This window comes from Roseococcus suduntuyensis, from assembly GCF_014196305.1.
GTDB classification, from domain to species: Bacteria; Pseudomonadota; Alphaproteobacteria; order Acetobacterales; family Acetobacteraceae; genus Roseococcus; species Roseococcus suduntuyensis.
Genome location: NZ_JACIDJ010000002.1, coordinates 412522 through 425820 on the forward strand (window position 1 = coordinate 412522; position 13299 = coordinate 425820).

The following is a 13299-nucleotide window of genomic DNA, read 5'->3' on the forward strand; positions in this document are numbered from 1 at the left end:
TCAGCGCGCCGCGGCCTCCATATGGGCGCGGGCCACGTCGCGCGCCGGGCGGCCCTCCACCGCGATCTGCGCGTTCAGCCGCTGCAGCGTGGTGAGGTCCAGCGTGGCGAAGGCGGCATCCAGCGGCGCCCGCATGGCGGGGAAGCGGTCCAGCACGGCCTGGCGCACCACGGGCGCGGCCTCATAGACGATCTGCGCGCCTTTGGTGTCGGTCATCACCACGAGGTTCAGCGCCGAGATGGCGCCGTCCGTCCCATAGACCATGGCGGCGTTCACGCCCGAGATCTGCTGCGCGGCCGAGCGCATGGTCACCGCCGTGTCGCCGCCGGGCAGCACCACGATGCGGTCGCGCGGGAAGGTGAAGCCATAGGTGCGCTCGAAGCTCGGCAGGGCCGCGGCGCTTTCCACGAACTCGGCCGAAGCCGCGAGGCGCAGCACGCCGCGCCCTGCGGCGGCGGCCAGGTCCTCCATGGAGCGCAGGTTCTCGCGCCGGGCCACGTCCTGCCGCACCGCGATGGCCCAGGTGTTGTTGGCGGGCGCCCGGCCCAGCCAGGCCAGGCCCTGCGGCGCGTCCAGCTCGCGCGCCAGGGCGTGCGCCTGGTCGGCGTTCTTCCAGGCCGGGTCCTCGGCGCGGTTGTGGAAGAAGGCGGCGTTGCCGGTGTATTCGGGGTAGAGGTCAATCTCGCCCGCCAGCAGGGCAGCGCGGACGATGCGCGTGGGGCCCAGCGAAAGCCGCGCCTCGGCCGGCACGCCGGCCCGTTCCAGCACCGCCAGGACCAGGTTGCCCAGCAGCGCGCCCTCGGTGTCGATCTTGGAGGAGACCACCACGCGGTCGCGCGTCTGGGCGCGGACAGTCGTAGCGCCGGTCAGAATCGGTAACGAAGCGCACCAAATTTGCCTACGATTAAACGTCATTGGCATCCCGTCCCCGGTTGAGCGTGCAAGGCCAATACGCACTCACGGTGTAATTCCGTATGGCCACTCGAATTCAAAAATGGTAAATTATGCGACATGAGCGATTCACAACGCGCCTCAGCGAGACGAGATTTTGCGGAATTGGGAAAAATTCTCGATTCTATCAAACATTCATTTGATAGAGAATTCGAAAATAGATCACCCCCAAGATCAGCATTTACTTTCTTAATGAAAATAGAAGAAATTCGATATAAGTATAGAGCATTATTTTCTGGAAGTGCCGCAATTCCAATGCGCCTTATTTTTATTAAAAAACTTAGAGATGATTTTCAGAGCGCCAGCCGCCATATTTTAGATAAGTATAAAGATCTTACTATAATTCCGCTTGAGAAAGTACGCCCTCACACATCTCTGCCAACACCATCAATATGGGCGCGAACTCCGCGCGATGGGATGTCACTGGAAGTCGCAATAAGAAATTTCGATTTTATCGTTTCTCGACATATTACAGATATTAATGATAGCGACCTAAAATCTCTAGCTATAGAATTGAATCGAAACGCACCGCCGCAAATTCTCGCTCCAGTTCAATTCGAAATATTCGATGAAAAACTTCGAATTGCTCGAACTCCTAATGCAAGCCCCCTCTTATCTACCGAAAATATTGCTGCACTTCGGCAGCACATTATATCAAAACATTCTGAACTTCTTATGTTGCTATTAAATTCGAATATGGATCGAAAAATTGTATCTCAGTTCGAAGTATTGGGAAACGCTATAAATAAAGAAAACAACATAATTATTGTTGGTCTAGAAAACATTACTACTATGTCTTATCTTGCCGCCTGCGATACGGACGAACTTTCAAGTATCCAGACGGCAACCATTTTTAATCATCTTGAACAGATATCGATGTATATATCTCAGTTCTCTGAATGGTCGCAATTTCAGAGTAACTATTAGTCTTCTCCATCTTCCGATACAAATCCTGAATCCATTAAGCAGATTATTTCCAATATCTTGGAAAAAAATGATATTCTCGAAAATGATGCTCAGGTATTTTTCCGCCGCATAAAGCAAGCGCTTGGATCACAAACAAAAGCCGCTACATATGCAGCTCTTACTAGTCTCCAAAATTTATGTTTAGCAATTCTCCGATACGGGATAAATTTTGTTGCTGATGTTCACTCTGATTTACGACCAAAATTAGTAAAATCTGTATCGCGGGCCGCATATGCCGGCATTCTCGGTGTCGGTTTATATCTACTACAAGCTGGCAATCTTATATCGTTACCGCCCGCTAGCTTGAATTGGGCAAACCAAGTGGGTGAAGTTATACAGCGAGAGTTAAGGGCATTAGGACAATAATTAGCCCTGTTCCAGTTCGCTGTCCCAATAGAGATAGTCCCGCCAGCTCTCGTGCAAATGGTTGGGCGGGAAGGCGCGGCCGTTTTCCTGCAATTCCCAGCTCGTCGGCTGGCGCGGGGTGGCGCGGGGCAGCATCTGGCATTCGCGCGGCAGCTTGTCGGCCTTCCGCAGATTGCACGGGCCGCAGGCGGCGACCACGTTTTCCCAATTGGTGCGGCCGCCGCGGCTGCGCGGAATCACATGGTCGAAGGTCAGGTTTTGCGCCGGCTGGCCATCGCCGCAATACTGGCATTCGAAGCGGTCGCGCAGGAACACGTTGAACCGGGTGAAGGCCGGGCGTCGCGCGGCGGGGATGTATTCCCGCAACGCGATCACCGAGGGCAGGCGCAGGGAGAAGGAAGGGGAACGCACCTCCGTCTCGTATTCGCTCAGCACCGAGACCCGGTCCAGCACCACGGCCTTCACCGCGTCCTGCCAGGCCCAGACCGAGAGCGGGAAATAGGATAGCGGGCGGAAATCCGCGTTCAGCACCAAGGCGGGGAAGCCGCCGGGGCCGGTGATCTGCGGAATGAGGCTGCCGTCGGGCAAGCGAAGCTCCTCCACGTCTCGCGTGGCGCGGAAGCCGGACCCGGAGGGAGCGGGCGCGCTCCCGATTCGGTTCTGCGCCACAACTGCGATGCAGGCATGACAGGGATGCCGCACTGCCGCAAGCCAAGCGCCGGACGGGGCTTGGCGGTTTCACCGGCCCGTCACATCCGCGCGCGACCAAGCCCTTGCCGGCACGGGGAAAGGGCGCGAGAGGATGGTCGGCATGATCCAGGGCGCCGTCACCCGCTTCGCCCCCTCGCCCACCGGGCTGCTGCATCTGGGCCATGCCCATGCGGCGCTCTTCGCCGCGCGGGCGGGGGGCCGCTTCCTGCTGCGCCTCGAGGATATCGACGCCACCCGCTGCCGCCCGGAGTTCACCGAGGCCATCTTCGAGGACCTGTCCTGGCTCGGCCTGCGCTGGGAGGAACCGGTGCGGGTGCAATCGGCGCATTTCGCGGAATACCGGGCGGTGCTGCACCGTCTCCAGTCCCGCCGCCTGCTCTACCCCTGCTTCTGCACCAGGGCCGACATCGCCGCCGCCGTCTCCGCCCAGCACGGGCCGGCCCATATCTATCCGGGCACCTGCCGCGGGCTGGACCCGGGCCTGGCCGCCGTCCGCGTGGCCGCCGGCGAGGCCCATGCGCTGCGCCTCGACATGGCGCGCGCCTTGGCCGAAACCGGGCCACTGACCTTCCAGGACCTGATCCACGGCCCCCGCCGCTGCGACCCCACGGCCCAGGGCGATGTGGTGCTGGCGCGCAAGGACATCCCGGCCAGCTACCATCTCTGCGTGACGCATGACGACGCCCTGCAAGGTGTCACCCTCGTCACCCGCGGCGAGGATCTGCTGGAGGCCACCGACATCCACCGCCTGCTCCAGGCCCTGATGGGCTGGCCGGAACCCTCCTACGCCCATCACACCCTGATCCGCGACGGCGAAGGGAGGCGACTGGCGAAACGCGACAAGGCCCCCACCCTGCGCGCCCTGCGCGAGGCCGGGCGCAGCCCCGCCGAGGTACGCGCCATGGCCGGCTTCCCGGATTGAGGCTGACATCTTTTCGCGGCTGATTCACCGCTTCGGCGATTACGCCTTCGCGGATCAGACGCTAGCCTCGCTTTCGTGACCCAACGCAGCACCGGCCTCCTTCTCCTGTTCGTGACGGCGCTGTGCTGGGGGTCCAACTGGCCGCTGCTCAAGCTGCTGCTGGCCGAGATGCCGCCGCTCGGCGCCCGCGCCTATGCGGGCTTCATCGCGGCGGCGCTGGTGGGGGTCATCGCGCTGGCGCGGGGTGAAAGCCTCGCCGTCCCGCGCGAGCAGTGGGGCCGCGTCTGGCTCTTCGCCCTGTTGAACGTCACGGCCTGGATGGGCTTCGCCTCGATGGCGCTGCTCTGGCTCGCCGCCGGCGAGGCCGCCATCATCGCCTACACCATGCCCGTCTGGGCCGCGCTGCTGGCCTGGCTGATCCTGGGCGAGCCGCTGGGCTGGGCCAAGGTCGCGGCGCTGGCGCTGGGCACGCTCGGCGTGGCACTGCTCTTCACCCCGCAGGAGGTGGCCATCGGGCCGGACAAGGTGCTGGGCGGGGTCATGCTTCTGGCGGCGGCGCTCCTGTTCGCGCTGGGCGCGGTCATCGCCAAGCGCAAGCCGCTGGCCTTGCCGCCGCTCTCGGCCGTGACCTGGCAGCTCGGGCTGGGCAGCCTGCCGCTGTTCGTCATCTCCTCGCTGTGGGAGGAGGTGGATTGGGCCGCGCTTTCCCCCGCCGGCTGGGGGTATTTCCTCTGGATGGCGGTGGGGCCGCTCGGCATCGCCTACATGACCTGGTTCGGCGCGCTCCGGCGCCTGCCGGCCTCGACCGCGGCACTCGGCACGCTGCTGACGCCCGTGGTGGGCACGCTCGGCGCCGCCTGGCTGGTGGGCGAGGCGCTGGGCTGGCGGCAATGGGGGGCGCTGGCCTGCATCGTGCTGGGCGTGGCATTGGCGGTGCGCCCGCCGCCCGCCCGCCCGCGTCACTGATTGGAATTGTAACTTATGGACCTTCCCCTGCTCCGCCTGCTGCCCGGCCGTGACCGGCGCGTGAAAGGGGGCCACCCCTGGGCCTATTCCAACGAGGTGGCCATGTCGCCCGAGGCCCGCGCCCTGCCCCCCGGCGGCGCGGTGCGGCTGGAGGGCGATGACGGGGTGAAGCACGGCATCTGGCAGTTCAACCCGCACAGCCTGATCGCCGCCCGCGTGCTGGACCGCGAGCCCTCCGCGCGCCCGGACGCCGCCTGGTTCCGGGCGCGGATCGCCGAGGCCCTTTCCCTGCGCGAACGCCTGGGCGTGGCCCGCCATTGCCGCCTGGTGCATGCCGAGGCCGATGGGTTGCCCGGCCTGATCCTGGACCGCCACGGCGATGCGGTGGCGCTGCAGGCCAACACCGCCGGCATGGAGGCCGCGACCCCGCTGGTGCTGGAGGCGCTGCACGCCCTTCTCGCCCCCCGCACGGTGGTGGCGCGCAATGACAGCCCGGTGCGGACGCTGGAAGGCCTGGCCCTCGAATCCCGTCTTCTGCACGGCGCCGACGCCACGGCGCGCATCGAGGAAGGCGGCCTCGCCTTCGAAATGGACCTGCTTTCCGGCCAGAAGACCGGCTGGTTCCACGACCAGCGCGAGAACCGCGCCCGCGTGGCCGCCCTGGCTTCGGGGGCCATCATGCTCGACGCCTTCTGCCACACGGGCGGCTTCGGGCTGGTGGCGGCACAGGCGGGTGCGGCGCATGTGACGCTGCTGGACCGCTCGGAGCCCGCGCTGGCACTCGCGCAGCGCACCGCCGCCGCGCATGGGCTGGGCGAGCGCGTCACCGCCCAGCGCGGGGAGGCGCTGGAGGCGCTGGAACGCATGGTCGGCCTTGGCCGGCGCTTCGACGTGGTGGTGGCCGACCCGCCCGCCTTCGCCAAGGCGCGCAAGGACATCCCAGCGGCACTCCGGGCCTATCTGCGCCTCGCGCGGCTTTGCGCGCAGCTGGTGGCGCCGGGGGGCGTGCTGTTCATCGCCTCCTGCTCCCACCATGTGGCGCCGCCCGACTTCGCCGATGCCGTGGCGCAAGGGGTGTGGCGGGCGCGGCGCGAGGCGCGGCTGCTGTTCCAGGGCGGCGCGGGGCCGGACCACCCGGTGCATCCCCTGCTGCCCGAGAGCGCCTACCTCAAGGCGCTGCTGTTCCAGCTGCGATGACGCGCGAAGGGGCCTGGCGCGCCTCGACCTATCGCGCGGGACCGGTGGTGGCCTGGGCCGGGCGGCGTTCGCCCTCGGCCGATGCCTGGCTGGCGGCCCATGGCGCGCGGGCGGGTGCCATCATCACCGCCTGGAACCCGATGTGCCGCTGGCATCCGCGCGGCTGGAACGACCGCGCCCAGGAGCGCCTGCGCGCGGCCACGCGGCGCTGGGCGCGCGCGGAAGGGTTCAGTGGCACCAAACGCTGGCAGGAACACAATCTGCTGCTGGCCGCGAACCCGCGCGCGGTGACGGTGCTGGCCCGACGGTTTCGGCAGGCGGCGATCCTGGTGCTGCGAAAGGGTCAGCCGGCGCGGCTGCGCGTCTGCGCCTGAGGGCGTTGCCGGGCGGCCGATTCACGCCCTCGGTGCCTTCCCACCGAGGACGATCGGACGCCATGCCTCAGCGGCCGATTCACGCCCTCGGTGCCTTCCCACCGAGGACGATCGGACGCCATGCCTCAGCGGCCGATTCACGCCCTCGGTGCTTCCCACCGAGGACGATCGGACGCCAAGCCTCAGTCGCCGTGGCGGTCATGGTCCGCCGCGTCGAACCAGGCCTTCACCGCCCGGTAGGCGAAGAACACCCCGCCGAGGATCAGCACGACCCCCAGTTGCTCCTGCGTCACCCGCAGCTCGATCGTGGTCCGCGTCGCCAGCACGAGGCCCAGCAACGCCACCACCGCCCCCGCTCCGATGCGGAGCACAATGCCCATGTCCATGACTCGGGCTTTGCTACAGATAGCGCTGGATGTCGAGGGTGCTTTCGCGCCCCAGCCTGGACGCGTCCTCGCGCAGGAACTTGTCCGCCGCCTCGCGCCCGTAGTCGCGCAGGGTGGAGAGGAAATCCCAGTCGCCATTGAACTTGGTGCTGAGCTTGAAGGCGCGCATCCGCGCCTCGTCCTCGATGGCGTGCAGGTAGATGCGGCGATAGCGCGGCTGCTCCAGCCGGCCGGATTCGAGCATGCGCTGCACGAAGTCTATGGCCCGCATCTCGCTCATCAGGCTGGCGTTGAAGGTGATCTCGTTCAGCCGGTTCATGATGTCCGACGAGGTGGTGGGCACCTCGGGCCGGATGAGCGGGTTCAACTGGACGATGATGATGTCCGATGCCGGGCGGTCATGATAGAGCGGCCAAAGCGCCGGGTTGCCCAGGTAGCCGCCATCCCAATAGGCCTCGCCATCAATCTCAACGGCCTTGAAGATGTTGGGCAGGCAGGCCGAGGCCAGCAGCGCATCCACCGTGATCTCGGCGCGATTGAACACCCGCGGCTTGCCCGTGCGGACATTGGTGGCGGAAATATAGAGCCGCATGGCGCTGCGGTCGGCCCGCAGGCGCTCAAGGTCCAGGCTCTGTTCCAGCGCCTTCCGCAGCGGGTTGAACTCCATCGGGAAGGGGTTGAACTGGTAGGGGCTGAGCATCCGCGTCGCGGTGTCGAAGGCGTTGTAGGCGAAGCTGTAGGTCAGGTCCCAGCCCCACAGCGCCTTCTCGAAGGGGGTGGAGCGGAGCGGCGAGACGGCGAACTTGGCGCCCAGCGCCCGCCAGAAGCGGTCCAGCGCGGCCTTGGCGCCCTCGCGCCCACCTTCCAGCAGGCCCAGCGCCAGCACGGCGCCGTTGATGGCGCCGGCGGAGGTGCCGGAGAGGCCGTCGAAGTCAATCGACTCCTCCTCCAGCAGGCGGTCCAGCGCGCCCCAGGTGAAGGCGCCATGCGTGCCGCCGCCCTGCAGGGCGAGGTTGACGCGGCGGGGCTTCACCTCGCGCAAGGCGGGCGCGGCCGGGGGCTTGGCCGCCACCTCCTCGACCATGACGGGGGCCGAGACCTCTGAAGGCGTCATGCCGCGAGCCAACCGCCATCAATGGACAGCGCCGCGCCATTCACCCCGCCCGAGCCGGGGCCGACCAGATAGAGCGCCATGCGCGCCACCTCCTCCACCTCGACCCAGCGCTTGGAGGGCTGCTTGGCGAGAAGGTGGTCCTTCAACGCCACCTCCTCCGAGACGCCGTGCTTCTCGGCCAGCGGCTTGACCTGCGCCTCGGCCAGCGGCGTGCGGACGAAGCCCGGGCAGATGGCGTTGCAGGTGATGGGGCTTTCCGCGATCTCCAGCGCGATGGACTTGGTCATGCCCACCACCCCGTGCTTGGCGGCCACATAGGCGCTCTTGTAGGGGCTGGCGACCAGGCCGTGCGCCGAAGCCACGTTGATGATGCGCCCGTATTTCCGCGCCAGCATCCCCGGCATGGCCGCCTTGATGGCGTGGAAGTTGGACGACATGTTGATGGCGATGATGGCGTCCCACTTCTCGTCCGGGAAATCCTGGACGGCCGAGACGAACTGGATGCCCGCATTGTTCACCAGGATGTCCAGCCGCCCGAAGGCGGATTCGGCCGCGGCCACCATGGCGCGCACCTCGGCGGGCTTGGACATGTCGGCGGGGCTGTAGGGGCACTCGCCGCCGCCCATCAGCGCGCCGATCTCGGCGCGGGCCTTGGCGATTTCCTCGGGCTTGCCGAATCCGTTCAGCATCACCTTGGCACCCGCCTCGGCGTAAAGCCGCGCGATGCCGAGGCCGATGCCCGAGGTGGATCCGGTGATGAGGGCCGCCTGGCCTTCGAGGATGCGTTCCATGCCGCCTGTCTCCAAACCCTTACAACGCGTGGATAGGCCCATTGCTGCACCGCATCAACAACCCGTCCCCCCGGGGGATCCCGAGCAGTGCCGGGTGGGCCGGAGGTTGACGCGGAGGCCGCCCCCTTCCTATACCCGCCACAGCACGGGACAGCCTATGGCGGTCCCGCCCTTTCCATTTGCCTTACGCCCGTTCAGGAGCCTGCCGTGAAGCGCACCTATCAGCCCTCCAAGCTCGTCCGCAAGCGGCGCCATGGCTTCCGTGCCCGTTCGGCCACGGTGGCGGGCCGCAAGATCCTGGCCAACCGCCGCTCGAAGGGCCGCGCCAAGCTCTCCGCCTGATCGCGCCACACGCGGCGCGGGAGACCCCGCGATGCCAGCTGCCCCGCCCGCACGGCTGAAGCGCCGCGCGGAATTCCTCCGTGCTGCGCGCGAAGGCCGCAAGGTCGGGCGCGGGACGCTTGTCGTGCAGGCCCTGCCGCGCGCCGACGAGGCCACGCGGCTGGGCTTCACCGCGACGAAAAAGATCGGCAACGCCGTGGTCCGCAACCGTGCCAAGCGCCGGCTGCGCGCCATGGCGCGCCTGGCGCTGGACGCCACCCCGGCCCCGGGCTGGGACCTGGTGCTCATTGCCCGTGACGGGACCGCGACCTGCCCCTTCCCCACCCTGCGGGCCGAATTCGAATCGGCCCTGGCCAAGGCCGGGGTGCGCGCGACATGAACCCCGCGCAGCATGTGCTGAAGGGCGCCATCGTCACCTATCAGTGGACGCTGCGCCCCTTCATCGGGGCGAATTGCCGTTTCCACCCCTCCTGCTCGCACTATGCGATCGAGGCCGTGACCGAACACGGCGCGGTGAAGGGTGCCGCCATGTCCGCCTGGCGCATCCTGCGCTGCAATCCCTGGAATGCCGGCGGCTATGATCCCGTGCCGCCGCGCAGGCCGGGCCTCAATCGCCTCAGTTCCGCCTCCCCTTCCGCCGGCCCCCCCTCCATAAGCCCAGCGACCCGCCCCGAGAGTTGATCGAGACCCATGGACCAGAAGCGCCTCCTGGCGGCCATCGCCCTTTCCGTCGGCATCCTGCTGCTGTTCGAGATGTGGAACCGCGGCAACGCCCCGGTGCCGCCGCCGCGCCCGGTGGCCACGCAGCAGGCCGATGTGCCGCTGCCGGCCGTGCCCGCGCCCGCCACGCCCCAGGGGGTGCCGGGTGCGGTGCCTGGCGCGCCGCAAGCGGCCAGCCCTGGTGAGACCGCCGTCACCGCCGCCCCGCCCGCCATCCCGGCGCAGCGCGTGCAGGTGGAGAACACCCGCGTGCAGGGCGCCCTCTCGGCCCGCGGCCTCTCGCTCGACCAGCTGATCCTGCGCGACTACCGCGAGACGGTGGAGCGTGACAGCCCGAACGTCACCCTTCTGGCTCCGCGCGGCCGGCCGGAGGGCTACTTCGCGCAATGGGGCTGGACCCAGGCCGATGGCCGCACCCCCGTCCCCGACAACGACACCGACTGGACCATCACGGGCGGCCCGCTCGGCCCCGACAGCCCCGTGACCTTCCGCTGGGAGAATGGCCAGGGCCAGATCTTCCAGGCGGTGGTCTGGCTCGACGCGAACTACATGTTCGAGGTGCGGCAATCGGTGGAGAACACCTCCGATCAGGCCGTGACCGTGCTGCCCTGGGCCCGCATCCGCCGCGAGCGCACGCCCCAGGTGCAGGGCTTCTTCATCCTGCATGAGGGCTTCATCGCCGTGCAGGATGGCCGCCTGACGGAAATGACCTACAGCAACGGGCGCGACCAGGGGAATTCCCGCCGCGCCCTGGGCTCGGCCTGGGAGAACGAGGCGGCCGAAGGCTGGGCCGGCCTGTCCGACAAGTACTGGCTGACGGCGCTGACCCGCCTGGACAGCAATGAGCGTATCCGCAGCGCCTTCCGCCACATCCCCGATGCCGGGGTGGACCGTTGGCAGGTGGACATCGCGCCCGCCGCGCCGCAGCTGATCGCGCCCGGGCAGAGTGCGGGCTTCGGCAGCCGCCTCTTCGCCGGCGCCAAGGAAGTGCGCCTGCTGGACGATTACCGCGACCGTCTGCAAATCCAGGATTTCGACAAGGCGATTGATTTCGGCTGGTTCTACTTCATCACCAAGCCGTTCTTCTATGCGCTGGACTATCTGTTCATCCTGACCGGCAATTTCGGCGTGGCCATCCTGATCTTCACGCTGGCGCTCAAGATCCTGTTCTTCCCGCTGGCCAACAAGGCCTACAAGTCCATGAGCCGTATGCGGCTGGTGGCGCCGAAGATGCAGGAAATCCGCGAGCGCTACAAAGAAGACCCGCAGAAGATGCAAGCGGAGATGATGGCGCTCTACAAGAGCGAGAAGATCAATCCCGCCTCGGGCTGCCTGCCCATCCTGGTGCAGATTCCCGTCTTCTTCGCGCTCTACAAGGTGCTCTTCGTCACCATCGAGATGCGCCACGCGCCCTTCTTCGGCTGGATCCGTGACCTTTCGGACATGGACCCGACCAACGCCTTCACGCTGTTCGGCCTCATTCCCTGGGATCCGCCGCTGTTCCTGCACCTGCCGGTCTGGGCGATCCTGATGGGCCTGACCATGTTCGTGCAGCAGAAGCTGAACCCGCAGCCGCCCGACCCGATCCAGCAGAAGATCTTCGCCTGGCTGCCGGTGATCTTCACCTTCATGCTGGCGAGCTTCCCCGCGGGCCTGGTCATCTACTGGACCTGGAACAACCTGCTCTCCATCGCGCAGCAGTGGTACATCATGCGGCTCGACGCCAAGGCGCAGGCGGCCAAGCCGCCGGCCCAGGGCGGCACGGGTGGCGCGCCCCCGCCCGCTCCCAAGGGGGGCGGCAAGCTGGCCGGCCCGGCCGCGGCGAAGAAGTGACGGAGCTTCCCGCCGGCGGCCTGCTGGAGGCGCGCGACGAGGAGGAGCGCGCCGCCCTCATCGAGGCCGGGCGCCTGCTCTTCGCCCGGCCCTGCACCTTCTTCACCGCCGCCCAGGCGCTGGACCACCTCCCACCGCCGGACGGCGTGGAGGTGGCGCTGGCCGGCCGCTCGAACGTGGGCAAGTCCTCGCTGATGAACGCGCTGACGGGGCAAAACGCCCTGGCCCGCGTCTCGCACACGCCCGGGCGCACCAAGCAGCTGAACTTCTTCACCATCGAAGGCCGCCTCACCCTGGTGGACATGCCGGGCTACGGCTTCGCCAAGGCCGCCAAGTCGGTGAAGGAGGATTGGCAGGGCCTCATGTTCAACTTCCTGCGCGGCCGGCCCAATCTGCGCCGTGTGCTGCTGCTGCTCGATGCCCGCATCGAGACCAAGCCTTCCGACAACGCGGTGATGGACCTGCTGGACAAGGCCGCCGTCGCCTTCCAGCTCGTGCTGACCAAGGCCGATGACGTGAAGCCCACGGCCCTGGCCGCCCGCCAGGCGGAGGTGGAAGCGCTGGCCCGCAAGCACCCCGCCGGACACCCCCTGGTGCTGACCACCAGCAGCCGCACCGGCCGCGGCATGGATGAACTGCGCGCGGAACTCGCCGCCCTCGCTTGACGGATCGCGCCCCGCGCCGGATAGCGCGGGCAAGGTTTCGAGGAATGCCAGATGGCCGATGACGCGCTCACCCAGATGCAGACCCTGATCGGCGCGCTGCCCTACCTGAAGCGCTATGACGACCAGATCGTCGTCGTGAAGTATGGCGGCCACGCCATGGGCGAGGAGCACGCCGCCGACCGCTTCGGCCGCGACATCGCGCTGCTGGAGCAGGTGGGCGTGAACCCCGTGGTGGTCCATGGCGGCGGGCCGCAGATCAACGCGATGCTCTCGCGCCTCGGCGTGAAGTCCACCTTCGTCCAGGGCCTGCGCGTGACGGACGCGCAGATGGTGGAGGTGGTCGAGATGGTGCTGGCCGGCACCGTCAACAAGCAGCTCGCCTCCGCCATCACCCGGGCGGGCTGCATGGCGGTGGGCATCTCGGGCAAGGATGGCGGGCTGGTGCGCGCCCGCAAGGCCACCCGCACCATGAAGGACCCCGGCTCCAACATCGAGCAGGTGCTGGACCTCGGCCTGGTGGGCGAGCCGGAGAGCGTGGACACCCGCGTCCTGGAACTGCTGATCCATGCGGACATCGTCCCCGTCATCGCGCCCGTGGGCGTGGGGGCGGATGGGCAGACCTACAACATCAACGCCGACACGGTCTCGGGCGCCATCGCGGGCGCGCTCCGGGCCGAGCGGATGCTGATGCTGACCGACGTGGCCGGCGTGATGGACGCGAACAAGAACTTCATCCCCGAGATGACGGTGGCCGAGGCGCGCGCCGGCATCGCGGCCGGATGGATCGCGGGCGGGATGATCCCCAAGGTCGAGACCTGCATCCATGCGGTCGAGCAGGGGGTGAAGGGCGCCGTCATCCTGGATGGCCGCCTGCCCCACGCCGTCCTGCGCGAGTTGCTGACCGATGGCGGGGCCGGCACGCTGATCAGGCCGTGAGGGTGTTCGGGAAGGCTTAACCCGCGCCTGACATTCTGGCAGGGCATGGCCGCTATGGG

Annotated in this window: 16 protein-coding genes; 11 read left to right on the forward strand and 5 right to left on the reverse strand. The window is 67.1% G+C overall.

Annotated elements, in window-relative coordinates:
• The gene (locus tag GGQ83_RS08435) at nt 1–828 is read right to left on the reverse strand and encodes a glycine betaine ABC transporter substrate-binding protein (protein ID WP_311727631.1); all 828 of its coding nucleotides are present in this window, start codon (nt 826–828) and stop codon (nt 1–3) included.
• Between the two features lie 183 nt (nt 829–1011).
• Between GGQ83_RS08435 and GGQ83_RS08440 the strand changes: the two genes are divergently transcribed.
• Nucleotides 1012–1878: a hypothetical protein gene (locus GGQ83_RS08440; protein ID WP_184383333.1), complete on the forward strand. Its 867-nt coding sequence runs from the start codon at nt 1012–1014 to the stop codon at nt 1876–1878.
• Between the two features lie 405 nt (nt 1879–2283).
• Here the strand turns inward: GGQ83_RS08440 and GGQ83_RS08445 are convergent, their stop codons facing one another.
• The gene (locus GGQ83_RS08445) at nt 2284–2871 is read right to left on the reverse strand and encodes an HNH endonuclease (RefSeq protein ID WP_221223482.1); all 588 of its coding nucleotides are present in this window, start codon (nt 2869–2871) and stop codon (nt 2284–2286) included.
• A 223-nt stretch (nt 2872–3094) separates the two neighbouring features.
• Between GGQ83_RS08445 and gluQRS the strand changes: the two genes are divergently transcribed.
• From gluQRS to GGQ83_RS08465, 4 genes are all read left to right on the forward strand, one after another.
• A complete protein-coding gene (gene gluQRS, locus GGQ83_RS08450; protein ID WP_184383334.1) occupies nt 3095–3916 on the forward strand; it encodes a tRNA glutamyl-Q(34) synthetase GluQRS in 822 nt (273 codons plus the stop codon).
• A 75-nt stretch (nt 3917–3991) separates the two neighbouring features.
• Nucleotides 3992–4882 carry a DMT family transporter gene (locus tag GGQ83_RS20295; protein ID WP_311727636.1) on the forward strand — a complete coding sequence of 297 codons (891 nt, stop codon included), beginning with the start codon at nt 3992–3994 and terminating at the stop codon, nt 4880–4882.
• Nucleotides 4883–4897: 15 nt separating this feature from the next.
• Nucleotides 4898–6079: a class I SAM-dependent rRNA methyltransferase gene (locus GGQ83_RS08460; RefSeq protein WP_184383335.1), complete on the forward strand. Its 1182-nt coding sequence runs from the start codon at nt 4898–4900 to the stop codon at nt 6077–6079.
• Nucleotides 6076–6453, forward strand: a complete 378-nt coding sequence (locus GGQ83_RS08465; protein WP_184383336.1) for a DUF3293 domain-containing protein — start codon at nt 6076–6078, stop codon at nt 6451–6453. Before GGQ83_RS08460 ends, GGQ83_RS08465 begins: the two co-directional genes overlap by 4 nt.
• Nucleotides 6454–6635: 182 nt before the next feature.
• Here GGQ83_RS08465 and GGQ83_RS08470 read toward each other — a convergent pair whose 3' ends face one another.
• From GGQ83_RS08470 to GGQ83_RS08480, 3 genes are read right to left on the reverse strand one after another with little or no spacing between them, the layout of a single operon-like run.
• Nucleotides 6636–6833 (reverse strand): hypothetical protein, encoded by a 198-nt coding sequence (locus GGQ83_RS08470; protein WP_184383337.1) that lies wholly within the window; start codon nt 6831–6833, stop codon nt 6636–6638.
• Between the two features lie 19 nt (nt 6834–6852).
• The gene (locus GGQ83_RS20300; RefSeq protein WP_277988662.1) at nt 6853–7953 is read right to left on the reverse strand and encodes a patatin-like phospholipase family protein; all 1101 of its coding nucleotides are present in this window, start codon (nt 7951–7953) and stop codon (nt 6853–6855) included.
• Nucleotides 7950–8744 carry a 3-hydroxybutyrate dehydrogenase gene (locus GGQ83_RS08480; RefSeq protein ID WP_184383338.1) on the reverse strand — a complete coding sequence of 265 codons (795 nt, stop codon included), beginning with the start codon at nt 8742–8744 and terminating at the stop codon, nt 7950–7952. The genes GGQ83_RS20300 and GGQ83_RS08480 overlap by 4 nt, the downstream gene beginning before the upstream one ends.
• A 207-nt stretch (nt 8745–8951) precedes the next feature.
• Here GGQ83_RS08480 and rpmH point away from each other — a divergent pair, with 207 nt between their 5' ends.
• Genes rpmH through argB form a run of 6 tightly spaced genes read left to right on the forward strand, consistent with a single transcriptional unit; the run spans nt 8952 to nt 13240 of the window.
• Nucleotides 8952–9086, forward strand: a complete 135-nt coding sequence (gene rpmH / locus GGQ83_RS08485; RefSeq protein ID WP_184383339.1) for a 50S ribosomal protein L34 — start codon at nt 8952–8954, stop codon at nt 9084–9086.
• Nucleotides 9087–9117: 31 nt separating this feature from the next.
• Nucleotides 9118–9465: a ribonuclease P protein component gene (gene rnpA / locus GGQ83_RS08490; protein WP_184383340.1), complete on the forward strand. Its 348-nt coding sequence runs from the start codon at nt 9118–9120 to the stop codon at nt 9463–9465.
• A complete protein-coding gene (gene yidD, locus GGQ83_RS08495) occupies nt 9462–9767 on the forward strand; it encodes a membrane protein insertion efficiency factor YidD (protein WP_184383341.1) in 306 nt (101 codons plus the stop codon). Before rnpA ends, yidD begins: the two co-directional genes overlap by 4 nt.
• A gap of 9 nt (nt 9768–9776) precedes the next feature.
• Nucleotides 9777–11639, forward strand: coding sequence for a membrane protein insertase YidC (gene yidC / locus GGQ83_RS08500; RefSeq protein WP_184383342.1), 1863 nt, complete (start codon nt 9777–9779; stop codon nt 11637–11639).
• A complete protein-coding gene (gene yihA, locus GGQ83_RS08505; protein ID WP_184383343.1) occupies nt 11636–12304 on the forward strand; it encodes a ribosome biogenesis GTP-binding protein YihA/YsxC in 669 nt (222 codons plus the stop codon). The genes yidC and yihA overlap by 4 nt, the downstream gene beginning before the upstream one ends.
• 51 nt (nt 12305–12355) lie before the next feature.
• Nucleotides 12356–13240 (forward strand): acetylglutamate kinase, encoded by an 885-nt coding sequence (gene argB, locus GGQ83_RS08510; protein WP_184383344.1) that lies wholly within the window; start codon nt 12356–12358, stop codon nt 13238–13240.
• Nucleotides 13241–13299: the final 59 nt, after the last annotated feature.

What these genes read in the sequence shown, in the direction of transcription:
- GGQ83_RS08440 (WP_184383333.1), top strand. Translation starts at nt 1,012, where the DNA reads ATGAGCGATTCACAACGCGCCTCAGCGAGACGAGATTTTGCGGAATTG.
- gluQRS (WP_184383334.1), top strand. Translation starts at nt 3,095, where the DNA reads ATGATCCAGGGCGCCGTCACCCGCTTCGCCCCCTCGCCCACCGGGCTG.
- GGQ83_RS08460 (WP_184383335.1), top strand. Translation starts at nt 4,898, where the DNA reads ATGGACCTTCCCCTGCTCCGCCTGCTGCCCGGCCGTGACCGGCGCGTG.
- GGQ83_RS08465 (WP_184383336.1), top strand. Translation starts at nt 6,076, where the DNA reads ATGACGCGCGAAGGGGCCTGGCGCGCCTCGACCTATCGCGCGGGACCG.
- GGQ83_RS08470 (WP_184383337.1), bottom strand. Translation starts at nt 6,833, where the DNA reads ATGGGCATTGTGCTCCGCATCGGAGCGGGGGCGGTGGTGGCGTTGCTG.
- GGQ83_RS20300 (WP_277988662.1), bottom strand. Translation starts at nt 7,953, where the DNA reads ATGACGCCTTCAGAGGTCTCGGCCCCCGTCATGGTCGAGGAGGTGGCG.
- GGQ83_RS08480 (WP_184383338.1), bottom strand. Translation starts at nt 8,744, where the DNA reads ATGGAACGCATCCTCGAAGGCCAGGCGGCCCTCATCACCGGATCCACC.
- rnpA (WP_184383340.1), top strand. Translation starts at nt 9,118, where the DNA reads ATGCCAGCTGCCCCGCCCGCACGGCTGAAGCGCCGCGCGGAATTCCTC.
- yidD (WP_184383341.1), top strand. Translation starts at nt 9,462, where the DNA reads ATGAACCCCGCGCAGCATGTGCTGAAGGGCGCCATCGTCACCTATCAG.
- yidC (WP_184383342.1), top strand. Translation starts at nt 9,777, where the DNA reads ATGGACCAGAAGCGCCTCCTGGCGGCCATCGCCCTTTCCGTCGGCATC.
- argB (WP_184383344.1), top strand. Translation starts at nt 12,356, where the DNA reads ATGGCCGATGACGCGCTCACCCAGATGCAGACCCTGATCGGCGCGCTG.